The organism is Bacillus cereus group sp. MYBK222-1 (assembly GCF_051916425.1).
Taxonomy (GTDB): Bacteria; Bacillota; Bacilli; order Bacillales; family Bacillaceae_G; genus Bacillus_A; species Bacillus_A paranthracis.
Genome location: NZ_JBQAGP010000001.1, coordinates 630,670 through 646,186, shown reverse-complemented (window position 1 = coordinate 646,186; position 15,517 = coordinate 630,670). Strand labels below are relative to the sequence as shown.

Below are 15,517 nucleotides of genomic sequence, written 5' to 3'. Positions count from 1 at the left end.
ACTTTGTCGAAGTAAGTGGTTTTATTCATCCACTACGTGAGTAAAGGTGTGAAAATTTTTGAGTAATATGAATAAAAGCCGAATTGAAATTCTAAAAATGAAAGCAAAAAGAACTGGTAGTAGAAAAGAACTCGTAGACGAACTTTCTAATATTGTTACAGTTTCTATGGACTCATTTATGGATCCAAAATCTAATGATTTATTTTGTAAAGACTTATTTAACACGCTAACACAAACTTCAAACATAAAAAACTTTGGTAGCACTAATTATGAAGAAAACAGAAGACTATCAATAGTACTGTTAAAAGAAACAGCTAAAACCATTAAATTTCCAGTTGATCAAGGGAGGCTCTTTTTCTCTAAGGGTGGTAAAATTGAAGCAGTTAAACTGAACATTGGTGAAGTATTTGAGAATTTAGAAGAGTTATCAACCATATCAAAATTTCTAACTGGATATGCAGATTTTGTATTAGTTGGGGATGATTTAGAATTCGGGATCGTTATTGAGCGCACTGAATATCACTACGAATTCAGTATGTGGGGCGTATCCACAATATGAAATACGAAAATACAAAAGACCACTTCAAAATGAGAGTGGTCTTTTTATTACTTTATCTATCAACCTTTTCAAATGATTCATATCAACACTTTCTTTTAAGACCTTTTCTTCCTAGGACCTATAATCAATTTAATCGCCGTTCTTTCTTGATCATTAATAGTAACCTCTTGAAATGCTGGAACAAAGGCTAAGTCAATACCACCTGGAGCAACAAATCCTCTTGCGATTGCAATTGCTTTAATCGCTTGGTTTAATGAACCCGCTCCAATCGCTTGAATTTCTACATTTCCACTTGTTCTTAGTACACCTGCAATTGCGCCTGCGACTGAATTGGGGCTTGATTTTGAAGATACTTTTAATATATTTTCCATGTAAGTTGCTCCCTCTATTATTTAATTACTCTTTTGTTACCGTATAAAATATTTCAACGTATCTTTAACTACTATTCACACCAAAAGCAAACAATACTACATATGTACATTCATTCGATACTTTTTCTCTTCTTCCTGCCGTGCTACGTAAATAAAGGTCAACGACTCCAAACCTTATATATACAAATATTTAAAAGATATAAATTCACTTAAACAATCACATCATTGTAACTGAAGATACTCGTTTTACTTTTGCAGGTGCAATTACAATTTAAAAAGCATCCCTGCTACATTTCAAGAATTCTCTACCAAATACTTAACCTTTGTGCCTTCAAAAATTCCCATTATACCTTTCTGTTAATCTAATAAACATGAAAAAAGTACCGAGCTCTTCTATTACAAAAATTCGGTACTTTTTTCTCATTCTTTCTTATTTCTCCACATAAACCGACTTAACGATTGTACGATTATATGGTTGTCCTTCTTTATTCATCCCTTTTATATCCATCGTAACGTTATATACTCCTGGTTGCTTTATGTCCTTCAAAGCACCAGTAAATGTATTGTTATTCACATTTTGTAATTCATTATATTCAGAGACTAGTTTCCCTTCTTTATTCACGACTCTTACTGTTATGGAAAGATTTCCTTTCATTTCAGGTGCCATAGGTGATTTTTTCAGTTTATACTCAGATTTATTTGCTTTTACTTTTGTAGGCATTTGAAGAACAAATGGTGCGCTATTCTTGTAATCGTTTACAACTAAATATGCATCTTCCGACTGCTTCGCCATCATTTTAACTTTCCATTCTCCTACATCCATTTTATCAAATTTAAATGTTTTAATTGTCGCGCCACCAAAGAAAGATTCATCTTCACCAGTAGTTATAACACTATCCTTATTTGTATACACTTTTCCTTTTGGTGATATCATTTGTACTTCTACATCCGACGAAGCAGTTAATATAGAAACAATTCCTTCTGCCTTTTTATCAACCGCAACAGTTTGCTCTATCCACTGATTTTGTGGCAATTCCCCTCCTAAAATGCTTTGATTTGAAGTTGTATTTAATTGTTCTATATTTTCATTTGAACTAGTGCTGGATGCTACTAAAGCTGGAACCGGTACATTTGCTGTACGTAAATACGGTTCAATTCGTGAGAACACAGCAGATCCTTTTCGTATATTATCATGATCAAATCTAGAATCTGTAAATAAATGCGTTCCATACGGCAGCTTAGCACTCCACTCATTTACTAGTCCATCATTTGAACCGTATGATGACAAATATAATCCACCCATTGATAACGCCGAAAATACAGGGCCCCAGCTAGTCCCAGTAACTGTATAATAACGGTTTAATTTAGCTGCTGGATTATTATCAATCGTTGAACGAAATTTTGCCATTTCGCCCATTTGTAATGAATACGTACCATCATCTTTTTGACCTAATATAGAAGCAAGCCATCCTGCCCACCAACTATATGATAAATCCGCTAAGTTTGATCCATGATGTGGCGTCGCAAGTGTAATAACATTTCCGACAAATCGATTTGCCCCATATTCTACTAATGCAGCTTGTGTATCGATACCACCTTTACTATGTGCTACAATATTAACTTTTTTACCGAAATGATTATATATTTCTTCTAATTTTTGTGCTAACAATTTTCCGTTATCCCACTGACTAGCTGACCCTTTCCCAGCAGCATCATATAATTGTATAAATACTGTTTGATAGCCTGCTTTCAAAGCATAGTCATACATATCATTCATATCGTGATATACTGTCTTTCCATACCAACTATCAGCATTCCCATTCCTTCCTTGCACAAAGAGAATTGGAGGCTTACTTTCATCATAATTAGCAGGTTTTTGACCTAAAAACCATTCTCCAGGTGTAAAGACTTCTTGATCTGGAAAGCCTGTTTTAAGCTCTTTTACAACTTCTGCTCGCACATTTGTGCTAATCATTGGAACCATGATAAAAAATACAATTAGTAAGGCAACACATCTTCTCATCAATCGCATGTTACTCCCCCCACATTTTTTGAAAGAAGGCGCTCGTTGTAATATTTTTTATCTTCTCTCTTAATACTAGATAATCTTTGTACTTAAACAAGACCCTGTCCCTATTCTTAAGAGATTACTAGTCCCCCTTCTTCCTTAACACACGTTATTCTCTTTGTTTCTATCTCTTCCTTTTGAGTGAATGCTACAAAAAAGTTTCTCAACAATTGTTAACTTTACTGAATCTAATATCCCCCAATTATTATTGTTTATATAAAGCATACAAATCTTGAAAAAACTTTAGTAAAAAAACACTTTATTACCAGCTAGTTATAAAAAAAGTTAATGAATATATGTGCTTTTATTTAATTAAATACAAACTAAACAAAATAGAGGCTAATATTGTAAGACTTTCCTATCATTAAATATTAAACTGAATTTTATGAATAGATGCTAATATTTCCAGAAACATATATTATGATAATTTTCGCAGACTTGAATTAAACTTTTAGAAGTACTAACCTATTGGTGAGCAGAAGAAAATTCTGTAAAAAGAAAGGAGAATGCTTTATGATGACCGATTTACAAAAGGAGTTTTTTAAACGATTAAAAATTCCTGCAAAAGAAATAACATTTGATGATTTAGATGCAATTCTCTTAAAAATGGGATTGATTCTCCCCTATGAAAATCTCGATATTATGGCTGGTACTATTAAAAACATCTCAAAAAATAACTTAATAGAAAAGTTACTTATTCAAAAACGAGGCGGTCTTTGTTATGAATTAAACTCCTTATTGTATTACTTTTTAATGGATTGTGGATTTCAAGTATATAAAGTAGCTGGTACTGTTTATGACCTTTATGATAATAAATGGAAACCCGATGATGGTCATGTCATTATCATATTACATCATAATAATAAAGATTATGTTATAGACGCCGGTTTTGCCTCTCATCTACCTTTACATCCAGTCCCTTTTAACGGAAAAGTCATCTCTTCTCAAACGGGTGAATATCGAATTCGCAAACGAATTACCCGAAAAGGTACACACATTTTAGAAATGAGAAAAGGAGCTAACGGGGAATCTACAAATTTCTTGCAATCTGAACCTTCAGATGAATGGAAAATAGGCTATGCCTTCACTTTAAATCCAATAGATGAGAAAAAGGTTAATAATATCCAGAAAATCATTGTAGAACATAAAGAATCTCCTTTTAATAAAGGAGCTATCACTTGTAAATTAACTAATTATGGTCACATATCATTAACAAATAAAAATTATACAGAAACCTTTAAAGGCACCAAAAATAAACGTCCAATAGAATTAAAAGATTATGCTCGCATTCTTCGTGAATCTTTTGGAATAACGCAAGTGAAATATGTAGGAAAAACACTAGAAAGAGGTTAGTTGACTAAAAGTATTTCATAATAAAGCAGATTCCATATTTAGAATCTGCTTTATTTTATATTTTGTTATAAAGAAATTTGTTTTGCTCTTATCCTTTAATTTTCAATGATATACTCATCATCATATTTATCGTATTGGAGCCCTGACCCTATTTTTGATTCCGTAACTTGATCTCTTAAAAACGGTGCAGCTTCCATCTTGCTAGTTGCAATTTCAATTCCATATTTCTTCGTTAAATGGGCTAATTCTATTAAAAACCACTCTCTTCGCAATGTAACTGGAATATCAAATGTCCTTCTTTTCATATATAATAGCACCTCTTTAATTTTCATAACTTAAAAAACATTATAGTATATGCATGTCCATTTTAAATGTGCTATTAATAAAATATAATTTTAGTTTACATAAAATTATTATGTAATAGTAGAAAGAGGCTTGTCCTCCTCTTTCTACTGCAGAGATTTAAATTAAGAACATCTTGGTACACCGAAAGCTAAGAATAAACCTGCTACTCCCGCTGTAATCGGTACTTTCAAAGTAATTACATCGTCTACCTTCGTTACTAGAAAGTAAGCATTACCTTCTTGTAACACACAATTCACTAACAATTGAAATTCCATTCAAATCTCCTCCTTTCAATCGATATACTATACTTTATGAATTCTCTTTAAAAACGTAATAGGAAATATATCTATTTTTCCTTATATACAAAATAAATGTTTATAAGTCTATTAAAAATATTAATTTTCTAAATTTATATAAATTGTGTAATATCCAGTAAGTTCCTATATAATCAATAATGAAAATCTTACAAATGGAGGTATAAAAATGGCAATTTTGAGTAATATTGGTGCAGCTTTATTTTTTATTGCTTTTATTCTTTTAATCTTATGTATTATTTCATTTTTCAAGAAAAATGGAAAAGCAACACAGTATGGTCGTCCTACTGTTATTCTTTTTATGATTTCGATTATATTGATGGTAACTGGCTCAACAAATTCAGAACATCCAGTCATCGAATTTTTTACTATTTTAAGTTTCATTTTATTTATTTTCTTCCTTGTACTAGCAATCTTATCTGTAATTAAAAAGACAGGTGTAGCAAAAAAACAATTTATTATCACTGCTATTTTATTTGTTATTTTTGGTGCGTTATCAAGTATTTCAAATCCTACTTCTGAAAAAACGACAGCAACTAGTAAAAAAGTTGCTTCTAACACTACAGAACAAAAAGATAGCGACAAAAAAGAACTAGAAAAAAAAGAAGCAGACGAAAAAGCTCAAAAGCAAGAAGATGAGAAGCGTCAAGCCGAGGAACAAGCTCGTAAGCAAGAGGATGAAAAACGCCAGGCTGATGAACAAGCTCGTAAACAACAAGAAGAACAAAAACGTCTTGCTGATGAACAAACTCGTAAACAACAAGAGGAACAAAAACGCCAGGCTGATGAACAGGCTCGTAAACAACAAGAAGAACAAAAACGCCAGGCTGATGAACAAGCTCGTAAACAACAAGAAGAACAAAAACGCCAGGCTGATGAACAAGCTCGTAAACAACAAGAAGAGCAAAAACGCCAGGCTGATGAACAAGCTCGTAAACAACAAGAAGAGCAAAAACGCCAGGCTGATGAACAAGCTCGTAAACAACAAGAAGAGCAAAAAACACAGCAAACTCAAACACAACCTGCTTCAGGAAATACTAGTAGTGCATATTACAAAAATTGTGCCGCAGTTAGAGCTGCTGGGAAAGCTCCCCTATATAAAGGACAACCAGGTTATGCCTCACATCTTGATCGTGATGGCGATGGAGTCGCATGTGAAAAATAGCAATAAAAAAGAAGCTTCTAGTAAGCTTCTTTTTTATTATTACGTATAAGATCTAATTACTCTTCCATTCTTTTAAGCCCTATATCAATTCAAAATGGCATCTTATTTTTTAAATACTTGTACTATTAACCATTAACTGGAGCAATACTCCAATTAATGATTTCAATATTTTTCACCTCCACTTTCCCTTTGACAAGAACATGTGGAATTAAGTGAAACATCCCAAATCTTCTACCATTTTTGTATTCATCTCTATAATATTCTTTGGTGCAGGTATTTAATTGCTTTAATTCTTTATATTCATTAAAATTGATGAATTCTATTTCACATTCTTTTAATTCGCTATTTGCTCCACCCCAATTGTGCTTTGAGTACTTGTATATTGCCATACACTGACCCTTCAGTGCGCTAATAGGAATTTTATAAAACAATTTATTTGTATGAATGTTTACTCCTATTTCCAACAATACTTTATAAATCTCATAAGGATGCAGTGGTAAAAAATGCACGACATCATTCCATAAACATTCTAGTTTTGGTATTTTACGTGTTAATAAGTTCTCTCTTTGAGTATGATCTTTATATTTTTGGATATACTCACGATATAAATTTGGATATACCCTTTTCAATTCATTTAATGGGATTAAATATTCTCCTTTTAGTTCTTCTGGTACCATATGATAAACATATTCCATAAAAACCTCCTATAAAAGATATACTTCCTATCCCAAAATTCTTCGCCATCTTTTCTATAATGTCCTCTGTTGAAGAATAATCCTATTATTCTCAAATCAGACACATAATAAGTGATTTCAATCACCACGTTGTTTTTCATTTATCGCTATTCTTAATTTAGATATTACATTTAAACTTTATGGAGGCATTCATATGGAACATACATTTACTGAAACTTCTATTGTCGGTGAGATTGTTACACAGTTTCCGAAAGCTAGTGATCTTTTTAAATCCTATAGAATAGATTTTTGTTGTGGCGGTAATAAGCCACTTATTGATGCAATTCATGAAAGAAATTTATCAGCTACTGAAGTAATTACAGAGTTAAATACGCTTTATCATAATACGAAACGATTAAATGAATCTGAAATTGATTGGAAAAATGCTTCTTATCGTGAATTGATTGATTATGTAATTCATAAGCATCATCGTTATTTAAATGAAGAGTTACCACAGTTAAGTCCTTATGTGACGAAAGTATTACGTGTTCATGGAGCAAATCAGCCGCATTTAGCTAAAATTCATAAGCTATTTCATGAACTTAAAATGGAATTAGAACAGCATTTAATTAAAGAAGAAACAGAAGATTTCCCATTAATTTTAGAATTTGAAAAAAATCCAACTGATGAAAACTATGCAAAGTTACGTAAAGTAGTAGATGAACTAGAAAATGAACATAACCACGCTGGCAACATTATTAAAGAGCTTCGTAAAGTTACACATGACTTTACTCCTCCAGAAGGAGCTTGCGGCACTTATCGACTTGTTTACAATCGCCTTGAAGCGTTAGAGTCTGATTTATTTGAGCACATTCATGTAGAAAATAATATTTTATTTCCACGTGCCATTACGAGAGCGTAAATAAAGTGCAGGACATGAGTATACATACTGATGTCCTGCTTTTTCATTTTGCGAAACCTATCCACATCACCCTCACATAAATCAGAATTTTAACAATTTGTGAATCATTATAAAAATGTGATAAATATCACATCTCCCCCTTTCTTGATTTTCTATAATAAAAATATAATCCTTTGTTCAACATTTCACATAAAAAGGGGAAACGAAAATGAAAAAACGTTTAGTTATGATCGGAAATGGTATGGCTGGCATACGTTGTATGGAAGAAATATTAAAACATGATTGTGATTCATATGAGATTACTATTTTTGGAGATGAACCACACCCAAACTATAATCGCATTATGCTCTCTCATGTTTTACAAGGTAAAACAAATATACAAGATATCATTATGAATGAATACAGTTGGTATGAAGAAAACGAAATAACTTTGTATACAAATGAAAGAGTTCAAAGTATTGACCGAGAAGAAAAAGTTATTATTACAGAAAAGAATCGTACTCTTACATATGACAAGCTTATTATTGCAACAGGTTCTAGTGCTTTTATTTTACCGGTTGAAGGTTCCACTCTTCCTGGTGTAACAGGTTTTCGAACTATTGAAGATACACAGTTTATGATGGATACTGCTAAAGAAAAGAAAAAGGCCGTTGTCATTGGTGGTGGATTACTTGGTTTAGAAGCAGCAAGAGGTCTTATTGACTTAGGAATGGACGTACATGTTGTTCATTTAATGCCTAGCTTAATGGAGCAACAACTAGATACGAAAGCAGCTTCTCTACTGCGTGAAGATTTAGAAGCACAAGGCATGAAGTTTTTAATGGAAAAGAAAACTGTAAAAATTCTTGGTACAAACCATGTTGAGGGCATTCAATTTGAAGATGGTGAAGTTGTAGATTGTGATTTAATCGTAATGGCTGTCGGAATCCGACCAAATACGCAAATAGCAAGAGATGCTGGTTTAATTGTCAATCGCGGCATTGTAGTCAATGACTATATGCTAACAAATGATGAGTCCATTTATGCAGTTGGCGAATGTGCAGAACATGACGGTATCGCATATGGACTTGTTGCCCCTCTTTATGAACAAGGTGCAATATTAGCAAAACATATAACAAATTTACAAACTGATGGATATTCGGGCAGTATCGTCGGTACGCAATTAAAAGTTGCTGGTTGTGATTTATTCTCTGCAGGCCAAATTTATGAAGATGATCAAACGAAAGCAATATCCATCTTTAATGAATGCAAACGTTCCTATAAAAAAGTATTAATTCGTGACAATAAAGTCGTCGGTATCGTTTTATATGGTGACACAGCTGATGGTACACGCCTCTTTAGCATGTTAAAGAAAGAAGAAGATATACAAGAATATACACCAGCGTCCATTCTTCACAAAGCTGGTGAAGAAAGTGAATTTGATGTTGCTACAATGAGTGCAGATGACACGATTTGTGGATGTAATGGTGTTACGAAAGGAACAATCGTTCATGCCATTTTAGAACAAGAGTTAACGACTTTTGAAGAAGTTAAAGGCTGTACGAAAGCCGCAGGGTCTTGTGGTAAATGTCGTCCGCTTGTAGAACAAGTTTTATCTCATACACTCGGAGACGCTTTTGATGCCTCAGCCCAGTCTGCTGGTATGTGCGGATGTACACCTTTATCACGTGATGAAGTCGTAGCGGCAATTCATGAAAAAGGCTTAAAATCACCAAAAGAAGTACGAAATGTTCTTGGTTTTGTACATGAAGATGGCTGTTCAAAATGTCGTCCTGCTTTGAACTACTATTTACGTATGGCGATTCCAGAAGAATATGAAGATGATAAAGCCTCCCGTTTCGTTAATGAAAGAATGAATGGTAACATCCAGCACGATGGTACATTCTCTGTTATTCCACGTATGTACGGAGGCGTTACAACAGCAGATGATTTAATGAAAATTGCTGAAGTTGCGAAAAAGTATGATGTTCCACTTGTGAAAATTACCGGTGCAAGTCGAATTGGCTTATACGGTGTTAAGAAACAAGATTTACCTAACGTATGGGCTGACTTAAATATGACTTCTGGATATGCGTATTCAAAATCTCTTCGTAATGTAAAATCATGTGTTGGCTCTCGTTTCTGCCGTTTCGGTACGAAAGATTCATTAGGACTTGGTATGCTCCTTGAACAATCATTAGAAATGGTAGATACACCTCATAAAATGAAGATGGGTGTAACGGGCTGTCCGCGTAACTGTGCGGAAGTACTTACGAAAGATTTTGGCGTTGTTTGTGTCGAAAATGGATACCAACTTTATATTGGTGGAAATGGTGGTACAGAAGTACGTGAAGCTGATTTTGTAATGATTGTCCCTACTGAAGATGATGTTCTTCACATCGCTACAGCTTACATGCAATATTATCGTGAAACTGGTATTTACGGAGAGCGTACTGCCTACTGGACAGAACGATTAGGCTTCGATCACATAAAAGAAATACTGCAAGATGCAAATATGGTCACTAAGTTAAATGAACGTTTCCAAACGGCCCGTGGCACATATAAAGAAGCTTGGGGACAAGCACTAGAAACGAAATCATTAAAAGCGATGTATGAAGTAGAAACTGTGAAATAAGGAGCTGTGATCTATATGATACAAACGAAAGATAAATTAAAAGTTATGCGTGCAGAAGATCTTCCTATTCAAATCGGTAAAGAGGTCCAAATGAAAGGTATGTCTATCGCCCTATTCCGCCTTTCAAATGGCGATATTCGAGCTGTAGAAAATCGTTGTCCTCATAAAAACGGACCATTAGCCGAAGGAATTGTATCTGGTGAATTCGTCTTTTGTCCGCTACATGATTGGAAGATTTCATTACTTACAGGTGAAGTTCAAAAACCTGATGACGGTTGTATTCAAACGTACGAAGTAGAAGTCATTGATGGTGACATTTATATATATATGTAATTTACAAAAGGAAGCCTCCCCCCCTGGCTTCCTTTTAAATAAAACTAGATGAGGTGCAATTATATGAACGGATATGTATATTTAGTTGGTGCAGGACCAGGTGATGAAGGGCTTATTACAAAGAAAGCGATAGAGTGTTTAAAGCGTGCAGATATTGTTTTATATGACCGTTTACTAAACCCTTTCTTTCTTAGCTATACAAAACAAACATGTGAACTTATGTATTGCGGAAAAATGCCAAAGAATCATATTATGCGACAAGAAATGATTAACGCACACCTTCTTCAATTTGCAAAAGAGGGAAAAATTGTTGTCCGATTAAAAGGCGGAGATCCATCTATTTTTGGCCGTGTTGGTGAAGAAGCAGAAACTTTAGCAGCAGCAAATATTCCATATGAAATTGTACCAGGCATTACATCTAGCATCGCCGCTAGTAGCTATGCAGGTATCCCCCTTACCCACCGTAACTACAGTAATAGCGTTACTTTACTAACCGGACATGCAAAAGGTCCTTTAACCGATCATGGAAAATATAATTCATCTCACAATAGCGATACGATTGCCTACTACATGGGTATAAAAAACTTACCTACAATTTGCGAAAACTTACGACAAGCAGGAAAGAAAGAAGATACGCCAGTAGCAGTCATTGAATGGGGTACAACTGGTAAACAGCGCGTTGTCACAGGGACACTATCTACCATTGTTTCTATCGTCAAAAATGAAAATATTTCTAACCCTTCTATGACAATTGTTGGTGATGTCGTTTCCTTACGTAATCAAATCGCTTGGAAAGAACGTAAACCATTACATGGTAAAAAAGTTTTATTTACATCCGCAACAAATAAAACAAGTGTAATAAAGCAAAGGTTACAAGAAGCTGGTGCAGAAATATATCAAATTCCAACTTTCAAAAAGGAAGAATATACATTAACCCTTGAACAAATCAATGAAATTTTTAACGTTGATCGTCTTGTTTTTTGTTCAGCTGAAAGTGTAGAAATTTTGATGCAATCATGTAGTAAATACCAGAAAGATATTCGTTCCTTACAGGCAGAGCTGCAACACATGAACGTTGCCACTCAAGAAAAACTTATGCAATATGGCCTACTAAGTAAAGAAGCAAAGTTCTCTTCCGATACAACTGTTTATTTAGGCAGAAATATTAATCGGATTGCATTTATTCAAGAGAAAATTGGTGCCGGCTCCTATATGATGACTCATAAGTATACAATTGATCATCGTTTCGATGAAGTCCATTCTCGTATGCTTTCAGAATTCTTATGGGATAGCATTGTATTTGAAGGACGCGCTTCTATTGATACGTTTCTAGCAGAAGTAAAACGTCTTGGCTTTATCGATATTGTTACTCTCCCATTCTCATATACCGACGTTCCAACTTTACACTATGCAAATAAAGTCGGGTTTCATAACATTGATCATCAATTACAAGAAACTCTTATGCAGAAAGACACGGTAAGACAATGAAAGGAATTGTATATGTTGGACACGGTAGTCGCTTGCAAGAAGGGAACGAACAATTCATTCACTTTATTCAATCTGTTATGAAAGAACGTAACGAAAGCATTCAAAAAATAGCTTTTCTAGAACTAACGACACCTACCATTTCGGATGCAGTTACAGAAACGATACTAGAGGGAGCAACTGAAATAATGATTGTACCTGTTTTATTATTTGCAGCAGCTCACTATAAATGTGATATTCCTTTTGAGATAGAACAAATGCAAAAGCAATATCCACATATAACATTTTCAGTTGTACCACCTTTTAGTACGCATCCGCATATGGTTGAACTTGTAGTGAAAAGAATACGTGAAGCTATGCCAATGCAAAATAGTAGTATTTTACTCGTAGGAAGAGGTAGTAGTGACCCCCAGCCCATACATGAGTTACAGCAAATTGGAGTAGCTGTCGAACAAAAACTCAGTATACCAGTATCGTGCTCCTTTTTAACGAAAGGAACACCCTCTTTTACTGCTGAGCTAAAGACAATAACATCAACTGCATCCCATGTATATGTCATGCCCTACCTTCTCTTTACCGGATTATTGCTTCAAAAAATTAAGTTGTATACAAAAAAATACGATCACGTGACGACTTGTAATTGCCTACAGTTTGATACATATATGAAATTAACATTGTTAGAACGAATGGAGGAATGCATATATGTATAACATGTACCCCCTTATGTTTAATCTGCAAAATAAAGTGGTCGTTATCATTGGTGGAGGTAAAATTGCATATCGAAAAGCGTCTGGATTAAAAAATACAGGCGCTTTTGTCACCGTTATCAGCCCAGAAATTTGCGAGGAGATGAAGGAACTTCCTTTTATTACTTGGAAGCAAAAAACTTTTAGTAATGATGATATTAAAGATGCTCACCTTATTTATGCAGCTACAAATCAACATGCTGTAAATATGATGGTCAAGCAGGCCGCCCACGATTTTCAGTGGGTTAACGTTGTAAGTGATGGTACAGAATCATCTTTTCACACACCTGGCGTCATTCGACATGATGAATATGTTGTCACTATTTCAACTTCAGGTAAAGATCCATCGTTTACGAAGCGTTTGAAGCAAGAACTAACATCTATATTGCCTAAACTTATAAAAAAGATTTCTCGTACACATAAATTGTAGTCTATTTCTTAGTTAAAATCGTAATTACCTTTGGACAAACGTTTGTTAGGGGACGTTTGTTCTTTTTGTTGTAGTTCCGTTCTTTTATTCCATAAGCAATCTACGAAGAAAATGAATGGTGTTTGCAACTTGTAAGCAAGTAAATTTCATGACAAGTGCAACATTACGAGCAACTCTTTCTATTCAGTTTTTATATTGGATATTCATTCAACCAATTTAGCGCTTGTTCATAATCGTCAAAAAACTCTACGGATTCTTTTGTATTGGATTGTTGCAAATACTTCAGTATCTCTCCTTCTTCAAGAAGAAATGCAATTGCCTTGCTATGATTCAAAATAGTTTCATTGAAGAACTTCTCTTTCCATACTTTTTGAACAGAAAAATGATTTGGCGTGTATCCTTTTCTATCCACCAACAATTTGTATTTCCGCCCCTCAGAAATAAATTGCTGACAAACCTGCTCAAAGCCATTAAACCATTCATACACATCCTCTGTTTTAATCTGGCCAATTAGATGGGTAACAATCAAATCTCCTGAAATAGTTGTACTAATATTCTGTTTACTCATTTTAGAATCATCTCCCTTAAATACAATTATGAGGAAAAACCTCATAAAATCAATAAAGATAAAATTCTTACTTGACACTCCCGCTCCATCGCTATCATCCTAAGCTCATGTAATCTTAATTATAAGCGAGATTGCGTCTTTTTTCGCAAGTCTATATGTAAATGCTTTAAAGATTTGTATACGAAATAAACCTTAATGAGTTTCCTTTTTTGAATTAAGCCGCTTAATTATCAGACACGATACAATTGTAAACGACACCTAATATATGAAAGACTGCTTTTTCTCATCTCGATCCCCTTCCATCACTCGCCACCTCAAATCTATTCGTTTTTGCATGTAAATTCAAAACAAAATATATGACAAATAAATAACGACAGTTACTGTAACAATACTAAAAAGTGTTGAAAATAAAACGATTTGCGCATGTAGTTCAGGCTCTATTTGATACTCCATAGCAATGGTTGCTGTATTTCTTGAAGTAGGAAAAGAACTTGCAATAAATAATGATTGTGCAACAATACCATCAATCTTTAGTAGGTAGATCATGGTAAGTGCTACTAATGGTCCCATCAGTAACCTTCCAATTAAAGCCCATGTTATGACTCGATGGAAAAATTTAAGCTTAATGTTGGATAATTGCGCCCCTAGCAATATGAGTGCTATTGCAACAAAACCATTCGCAAGCTGATTAAGAGGTAGCAAGATAGAATTAGGTAATTGAATTGTAAAAGATTGAAAGAGAATCCCTAATACGAGCGCATGAAATACAGGCAGTCTTAGAAATGATTGAATAATACCTCCGATTGTTTTTGTTGCTGATAGTAAGTTATATATTCCATATGAATAGGTTAAAAGATTCTGGAAAATAACAATGAAAATCTGAATGGAAACCCCCACTGGATTGTGACTAAAAATCAATTGACTTACTGGTAATCCATAATTACCGGAATTCATTAACGAAATGCTATTTTTTAGAGCTGCACTTTCCCCTTTTTCTAACTTTAATATTTTTGAAATAAAATGACTTACTATGATCAGACTTAGACTGTAAAGCATTAAATAGTATATTATCTGGAGCAACAAATCTATTTCTATACGAATATCATATATATTCACAAATACAGCCGCAGGCATCAAGCAATACGTAATAAGTGTAGATAGTTGCTTTAAGTCAAATTGAAACTTTCTTTGTAAGATTGCACCAATTAGCATCAATATTAATATCGGTAATATTACGTCTAATATAATAAAAACAAACATTTACAACCTCATTCTACATATATTTTAGTTGGATTAAACACTTTACTACATATGGACCACATTTAATTCATCGGAAAACACCATTAGTTCTCAATAATCAGAAAAAACACTCATTTCATTTCCCTCCCCTTTCTTTTCTTTAACATAACAAATATGATCCATAAAGAAAATTATGGATTATTTATAGAAATTTATAATTTTATCTTATCGAACTGAACTGTATTCTTTAGTTTAAGTATACTTTTTCACAATACTCATTAGCCTTATCAAAAAGCTGGTTCTAATAAAATATGAAGTTTTTTCTTGTTAT

At 33.8% G+C, this 15,517-nt stretch carries 16 protein-coding genes; 9 read left to right on the top strand and 7 right to left on the bottom strand.

The genetic code is table 11. From position 1 onward, the window contains the following. Window positions 1-58: 58 nt before the first annotated feature. Window positions 59-559, top strand: coding sequence for a YxiF family protein (locus ACTFR9_RS03340; RefSeq protein WP_000069081.1), 501 nt, complete (start codon window positions 59-61; stop codon window positions 557-559). A 95-nt stretch (window positions 560-654) separates the two neighbouring features. On the opposite strand, the gene spoVS is transcribed toward ACTFR9_RS03340, so the two are convergent. Both spoVS and ACTFR9_RS03330 read right to left on the bottom strand, forming a co-directional pair. Beyond that, window positions 655-930 (bottom strand): stage V sporulation protein SpoVS, encoded by a 276-nt coding sequence (gene spoVS, locus ACTFR9_RS03335; RefSeq protein ID WP_000427804.1) that lies wholly within the window; start codon window positions 928-930, stop codon window positions 655-657. Between the two features lie 430 nt (window positions 931-1,360). Next, on the bottom strand, window positions 1,361-2,962 hold the full coding sequence (locus ACTFR9_RS03330) for a lipase family alpha/beta hydrolase (RefSeq protein ID WP_229136371.1): 1,602 nt from the start codon (window positions 2,960-2,962) through the stop codon (window positions 1,361-1,363). A 549-nt stretch (window positions 2,963-3,511) separates the two neighbouring features. Between ACTFR9_RS03330 and ACTFR9_RS03325 the strand changes: the two genes are divergently transcribed. Then, the gene (locus ACTFR9_RS03325) at window positions 3,512-4,351 is read left to right on the top strand and encodes an arylamine N-acetyltransferase family protein (RefSeq protein WP_000988051.1); all 840 of its coding nucleotides are present in this window, start codon (window positions 3,512-3,514) and stop codon (window positions 4,349-4,351) included. Window positions 4,352-4,446: 95 nt separating this feature from the next. Here ACTFR9_RS03325 and ACTFR9_RS03320 read toward each other — a convergent pair whose 3' ends face one another. Continuing rightward, window positions 4,447-4,656 carry a hypothetical protein gene (locus tag ACTFR9_RS03320; RefSeq protein WP_000830253.1) on the bottom strand — a complete coding sequence of 70 codons (210 nt, stop codon included), beginning with the start codon at window positions 4,654-4,656 and terminating at the stop codon, window positions 4,447-4,449. A gap of 162 nt (window positions 4,657-4,818) precedes the next feature. Then, on the bottom strand, window positions 4,819-4,971 hold the full coding sequence (exsG, locus tag ACTFR9_RS03315; RefSeq protein WP_000395675.1) for an exosporium protein ExsG: 153 nt from the start codon (window positions 4,969-4,971) through the stop codon (window positions 4,819-4,821). A 208-nt stretch (window positions 4,972-5,179) separates the two neighbouring features. Between exsG and ACTFR9_RS03310 the strand changes: the two genes are divergently transcribed. After that, a complete protein-coding gene (locus tag ACTFR9_RS03310) occupies window positions 5,180-6,175 on the top strand; it encodes an excalibur calcium-binding domain-containing protein (RefSeq protein ID WP_000996473.1) in 996 nt (331 codons plus the stop codon). 125 nt (window positions 6,176-6,300) lie between these two features. On the opposite strand, the gene ACTFR9_RS03305 is transcribed toward ACTFR9_RS03310, so the two are convergent. Continuing rightward, the gene (locus tag ACTFR9_RS03305; protein WP_000456963.1) at window positions 6,301-6,870 is read right to left on the bottom strand and encodes a hypothetical protein; all 570 of its coding nucleotides are present in this window, start codon (window positions 6,868-6,870) and stop codon (window positions 6,301-6,303) included. A 193-nt stretch (window positions 6,871-7,063) separates the two neighbouring features. On the opposite strand from ACTFR9_RS03305, the gene ric reads away from it, so the two are divergent. From ric to ACTFR9_RS03275, 6 genes are all read left to right on the top strand, one after another. Continuing rightward, window positions 7,064-7,771, top strand: a complete 708-nt coding sequence (gene ric / locus ACTFR9_RS03300; RefSeq protein WP_000401354.1) for an iron-sulfur cluster repair di-iron protein — start codon at window positions 7,064-7,066, stop codon at window positions 7,769-7,771. 208 nt (window positions 7,772-7,979) lie between these two features. After that, complete coding sequence (gene nirB, locus ACTFR9_RS03295) at window positions 7,980-10,385, top strand: NADPH-nitrite reductase large subunit (protein WP_095842983.1); 2,406 nt, start codon at window positions 7,980-7,982, stop codon at window positions 10,383-10,385. A gap of 15 nt (window positions 10,386-10,400) precedes the next feature. Continuing rightward, entirely contained in the window at window positions 10,401-10,718 is a 318-nt protein-coding gene (nirD, locus tag ACTFR9_RS03290) for a nitrite reductase small subunit NirD (protein WP_000616674.1), read from the top strand. Window positions 10,719-10,781: 63 nt separating this feature from the next. Continuing rightward, a complete protein-coding gene (locus ACTFR9_RS03285; protein ID WP_440048942.1) occupies window positions 10,782-12,206 on the top strand; it encodes a uroporphyrin-III C-methyltransferase in 1,425 nt (474 codons plus the stop codon). Then, complete coding sequence (locus ACTFR9_RS03280; RefSeq protein ID WP_000676466.1) at window positions 12,203-12,913, top strand: sirohydrochlorin chelatase; 711 nt, start codon at window positions 12,203-12,205, stop codon at window positions 12,911-12,913. The genes ACTFR9_RS03285 and ACTFR9_RS03280 overlap by 4 nt, the downstream gene beginning before the upstream one ends. Further along, a complete protein-coding gene (locus ACTFR9_RS03275; RefSeq protein WP_000282597.1) occupies window positions 12,906-13,379 on the top strand; it encodes a precorrin-2 dehydrogenase in 474 nt (157 codons plus the stop codon). Before ACTFR9_RS03280 ends, ACTFR9_RS03275 begins: the two co-directional genes overlap by 8 nt. 190 nt (window positions 13,380-13,569) lie before the next feature. On the opposite strand, the gene ACTFR9_RS03270 is transcribed toward ACTFR9_RS03275, so the two are convergent. Both ACTFR9_RS03270 and ACTFR9_RS03265 read right to left on the bottom strand, forming a co-directional pair. Next, window positions 13,570-13,992: an STAS/SEC14 domain-containing protein gene (locus ACTFR9_RS03270; protein ID WP_073535995.1), complete on the bottom strand. Its 423-nt coding sequence runs from the start codon at window positions 13,990-13,992 to the stop codon at window positions 13,570-13,572. A 297-nt stretch (window positions 13,993-14,289) separates the two neighbouring features. Next, window positions 14,290-15,207, bottom strand: coding sequence for an AEC family transporter (locus tag ACTFR9_RS03265; protein WP_000497478.1), 918 nt, complete (start codon window positions 15,205-15,207; stop codon window positions 14,290-14,292). Window positions 15,208-15,517: the final 310 nt, after the last annotated feature.

Bases quoted from the DNA above. Each gene is read 5' to 3' on its own strand.
- spoVS (WP_000427804.1), bottom strand. From the start codon at position 930: ATGGAAAATATATTAAAAGTATCTTCAAAATCAAGCCCCAATTCAGTC.
- ACTFR9_RS03330 (WP_229136371.1), bottom strand. From the start codon at position 2,962: ATGCGATTGATGAGAAGATGTGTTGCCTTACTAATTGTATTTTTTATC.
- ACTFR9_RS03325 (WP_000988051.1), top strand. From the start codon at position 3,512: ATGATGACCGATTTACAAAAGGAGTTTTTTAAACGATTAAAAATTCCT.
- ACTFR9_RS03320 (WP_000830253.1), bottom strand. From the start codon at position 4,656: ATGAAAAGAAGGACATTTGATATTCCAGTTACATTGCGAAGAGAGTGG.
- exsG (WP_000395675.1), bottom strand. From the start codon at position 4,971: ATGGAATTTCAATTGTTAGTGAATTGTGTGTTACAAGAAGGTAATGCT.
- ACTFR9_RS03310 (WP_000996473.1), top strand. From the start codon at position 5,180: ATGGCAATTTTGAGTAATATTGGTGCAGCTTTATTTTTTATTGCTTTT.
- ACTFR9_RS03305 (WP_000456963.1), bottom strand. From the start codon at position 6,870: ATGGAATATGTTTATCATATGGTACCAGAAGAACTAAAAGGAGAATAT.
- ric (WP_000401354.1), top strand. From the start codon at position 7,064: ATGGAACATACATTTACTGAAACTTCTATTGTCGGTGAGATTGTTACA.
- nirB (WP_095842983.1), top strand. From the start codon at position 7,980: ATGAAAAAACGTTTAGTTATGATCGGAAATGGTATGGCTGGCATACGT.
- nirD (WP_000616674.1), top strand. From the start codon at position 10,401: ATGATACAAACGAAAGATAAATTAAAAGTTATGCGTGCAGAAGATCTT.
- ACTFR9_RS03285 (WP_440048942.1), top strand. From the start codon at position 10,782: ATGAACGGATATGTATATTTAGTTGGTGCAGGACCAGGTGATGAAGGG.
- ACTFR9_RS03280 (WP_000676466.1), top strand. From the start codon at position 12,203: ATGAAAGGAATTGTATATGTTGGACACGGTAGTCGCTTGCAAGAAGGG.
- ACTFR9_RS03275 (WP_000282597.1), top strand. From the start codon at position 12,906: ATGTATAACATGTACCCCCTTATGTTTAATCTGCAAAATAAAGTGGTC.
- ACTFR9_RS03270 (WP_073535995.1), bottom strand. From the start codon at position 13,992: ATGAGGTTTTTCCTCATAATTGTATTTAAGGGAGATGATTCTAAAATG.
- ACTFR9_RS03265 (WP_000497478.1), bottom strand. From the start codon at position 15,207: ATGTTTGTTTTTATTATATTAGACGTAATATTACCGATATTAATATTG.